Consider the following 3,363-nt stretch of genomic DNA (forward strand, 5'->3'; position numbering starts at 1 on the left):
TTTTTAATCGAATCGAAGCGTAAGCTGTTTTCATGGCTTTAAATCCTCTTACAGGATTAATCACTTGCTTAAGTTTACCGTGATCAGCCTCTAATAAAATCGTTTCTTGCAACAGAGCTCTTTATAGAATAACAATGGCTCACTCTAAGTATTAAAATAACAGTCTCAAGAAACGACCTTTTTGTGGCCATTCAAGTATATTCTATTTAAATAGCTCAGAATGAGAACCTGTTCGCGCTAATCTTAGCAATTGTAGTCGATCACCTTTAATAATTTTATAAATTAATAACCAGTCTGGGGTAATGTGGCATTCACGAAACCCACTCCAAATTCCAGAAAGATTATGATCCTTATACTTTGGTGCTAAAGGCTCCTCCCTTTGCAATTGTTCTACAATAGAATCAAGAAGTTTTCTACTCTTCCCTTGCTTAACAATCTTTTTCAAATCACGTTTAAATTGGGACGCTAATTCTAACTCAAGCATTATCGATAGAATCCCATACATCCTTCATGGTTTTAAATCGTTCGCCTTTACCTGACTCTAGCTCTTTCATCGCATCACGCGTTTGTTTATTGGGTATTTTTACTTCAAATGGAAGGCCGTTTTGAAGGCAAACTTGACTATAAAATAGACGAATCGCCTCAGCTGAAGATAGACCCACTTTATGTAAAATCTCTTCTGCTTGTAGTTTAAGAGCAGGCTCAATACGAGCATTAATCGTTGCTGCCTTATTCATATAGGAACTCCAAATATCTTTACAACCTAATTGTATAACAAATGCATTACATTTTCAATTTTATCTATTTTTTATACTATTAAATAGATACACCTTTGTGATATTTCTAACTTTTATTAACTCCCTTATTTTTACTCTCAATAAAGTTTGATTTTTATTTATGAGGACTTAATATGATTAGGCCTAGAATTTATTGACAGGAAAGCTAAGGTTATAAGAGTCTCAACAAAAGAAACTTTTCTGAGACTCCACTTAATTTCAACCATCAAAAACATTATGCAGGCGACTTGTTTATACTGCTATCTCTATTCTAAATAGAGTGCCAGTACGCTGATGTTCATACTCCAGCTTATACTCTAAAATAATTTCTCGAAGTACTCTGTATTTACAATCAATCTTCTTATTAATCTACCTTAATAGCAAATGGAACGTAAATATCTTGTCCATTAATCCGAAATTGTGCAAATAATTTAACAAAACCGGATTTTTTAAATTTTATATGAAACATTATCTCAGAACCCCCTCGATCAGATTCTTTACTAGGTTCCTTTCCCATAGGATGAATATGAACAATAGATGAACGATCGCCGCTAAAGCCAACAACATGAGCAAATGCACCCATTACTGGCTCTAGATCCGTAAATGGTTGGCCATTTTTTGTAACGGTGATGGTTGCCATTACCTCCCGTCCTGCTTTAGTTTCAGAGTTTAGTTTTAAAGTGAATTCATAAGGACTCACGGTAGCGTCTAATGCTACTTCTTCTTTAACCGGTAGATCTTTGGAGGCAGCTTTTATATCAGTCACTAAAAATTCCTGCTGATTGGTTTTAAGGGATGTAATATCGACCCACATTCGATAGGAACCTTCGTTTTTTGGGGTAAAGTTAAACACAAAATGTTGATTCTCCCTCAAGGGATGGAGATGATGATAGTCACTAAGAGAGGAATCAATGAGGAGTACATGGATTTTCTCAGTGTGCACTTTCTTTAAATCATTAAATGTTAGTGCCTTATTATCTTTAATCAATTGAAATCTAATAGTTACTGGTTTATTCGGCGTAAGCATGTTCAATAGATTTTTCAGCAAAAGCTTAATTTGACTGCTACCTGACACCTCACTTTTTACAACATGTTGATGCGAATGAGGATATGGCTCTTGGGAGTAAGATGGGAACACGCACAGCGGAAGCCCGAGATATAATAGAGAAAAAAATAAGTATCGCATGAACTTCTCCTGAAAAATTAACCATTAAATTTCAATGAAAGGTGATGTCAAAAAAATTAAATGACGATATCGTTACATAATCCACATTGCTAAAGCCATTCCAATCATCATTAAGTTTTCAGTCAATGAAACAAATCCTAAAGGTACATTACTGTTGCCACCAACGCAGGCACATTTCAATTCGCGCTTATCGATATAAACTGCTTTAAATACTGAAATGGCGCCTATCGTTCCTATAAATAAAGCTACCGGGATTGAAATCCAGTGGAAAGCCCCGGCAATCATTAAAATCCCTGCTAATGCTTCCGCAAAAGGATAAATATAACTGTAAGGAACCCACCTCTTGGCTAAGAGGTCGTAATTTAGAAACATGGTTGAAAAACTCTCGATATTTTGTAGTTTTAAAAGCGCAAGTATTGTCATGCTAAAGGAAATAAACCAGCCTAAAGCCCTCGTTGTAAAAACTGAGCCGGTAAAGGCATAGCTTGTAGCGAGTGCCATAAGTGCGGCTACTGCAAAAAGAGCAATCACAGGACGATAACTTTTTTCGTCTGGATCCCGCACTTTTTTTCCAAAATAGGCACGTAAATCATCGTATCCGCCAATCCGTTTCCCATTGATAAACGTTTGAGGCGTTGTTTTTACGTTATGTTTCGTTTTAAACGCGTCTACTTCCTCACAGCTAGTTAGCCACTTATCTTCAACGCTATAACCTTGCTGTTGTAATAAGTTTTTTGCTTTGAGACCATAAGGGCACGTGTGTTTTGGCATCACCATACGATAGAGGGTTGCTTTTTTAGCTGTATTACTCATTTGAATACTCCATTAATTCATGGTCTATAAGTAATATAGAGTATGTACTATAGTACGGAGTCAAATAATGAGTAATAAAACAATTGGGGAATTCTCTAAACTTTGTGGAGTTGGGGTAGAAACAATTCGCTATTACCAAAGACAAGGGCTCCTTAATGTCCCTCCACGCATGGAAGAATTTAGTTCAAAAAAAATCCGGCGCTATGATGAGTACGACATTAGTCGCTTACGGTTCATTCTTTCAGCAAAGAAAGCAGGTTTTACCCTAAAGGAAATAAAAGAATTATTAGAACTTGATGCTAAAAATGATAGGGGGCGTGTAAGAAGTATCGCTCAAAAACGGATTGCAAAAATTGATATACAACTTCTCGAACTTAAAGAGGCTCGAGATTCACTTTATCATTTAATTAAAGAATGTAATAAGACTGATTCTATACCCTGCCCCATTCTCACCGCTTTTGAGCAAAAATAAAGTTATATTTTTATATTAATACTCAGTATGTACGTATCTATTGTATTAATTAGCAAAATTAGGGGATTTAGGTCTCACAAAACGAACGTTTTTTGGTATACTACGAATTTATTCTA

The 3,363-nt window shown here is 35.7% G+C and carries 5 protein-coding genes and 1 pseudogene; 1 reads left to right on the forward strand and 5 read right to left on the reverse strand.

Annotated elements, in window-relative coordinates; translation table 11 throughout:
* The 5 genes and pseudogenes from ACQUW5_RS15190 to ACQUW5_RS15210 all read right to left on the reverse strand — a co-directional run.
* Positions 1-97, reverse strand: a pseudogene (locus ACQUW5_RS15190) (IS6 family transposase); the annotation flags it as partial.
* 105 nt (positions 98-202) lie between these two features.
* Positions 203-484, reverse strand: coding sequence for a type II toxin-antitoxin system RelE/ParE family toxin (locus ACQUW5_RS15195; RefSeq protein ID WP_444992108.1), 282 nt, complete (start codon positions 482-484; stop codon positions 203-205).
* Positions 477-737, reverse strand: a complete 261-nt coding sequence (locus ACQUW5_RS15200; protein WP_115332813.1) for a type II toxin-antitoxin system RelB/DinJ family antitoxin — start codon at positions 735-737, stop codon at positions 477-479. The genes ACQUW5_RS15195 and ACQUW5_RS15200 overlap by 8 nt, the downstream gene beginning before the upstream one ends.
* 403 nt (positions 738-1,140) lie before the next feature.
* Positions 1,141-1,914, reverse strand: a complete 774-nt coding sequence (locus ACQUW5_RS15205) for a DUF8832 domain-containing protein (RefSeq protein WP_444992109.1) — start codon at positions 1,912-1,914, stop codon at positions 1,141-1,143.
* 120 nt (positions 1,915-2,034) lie between these two features.
* Positions 2,035-2,775 (reverse strand): MauE/DoxX family redox-associated membrane protein, encoded by a 741-nt coding sequence (locus tag ACQUW5_RS15210; RefSeq protein WP_444992110.1) that lies wholly within the window; start codon positions 2,773-2,775, stop codon positions 2,035-2,037.
* A 67-nt stretch (positions 2,776-2,842) separates the two neighbouring features.
* Between ACQUW5_RS15210 and ACQUW5_RS15215 the strand changes: the two genes are divergently transcribed.
* Positions 2,843-3,247: a MerR family transcriptional regulator gene (locus ACQUW5_RS15215; protein WP_444992111.1), complete on the forward strand. Its 405-nt coding sequence runs from the start codon at positions 2,843-2,845 to the stop codon at positions 3,245-3,247.
* Positions 3,248-3,363 lie beyond the last annotated feature (116 nt).

Source organism: Legionella pelazae, from assembly GCF_052527395.1.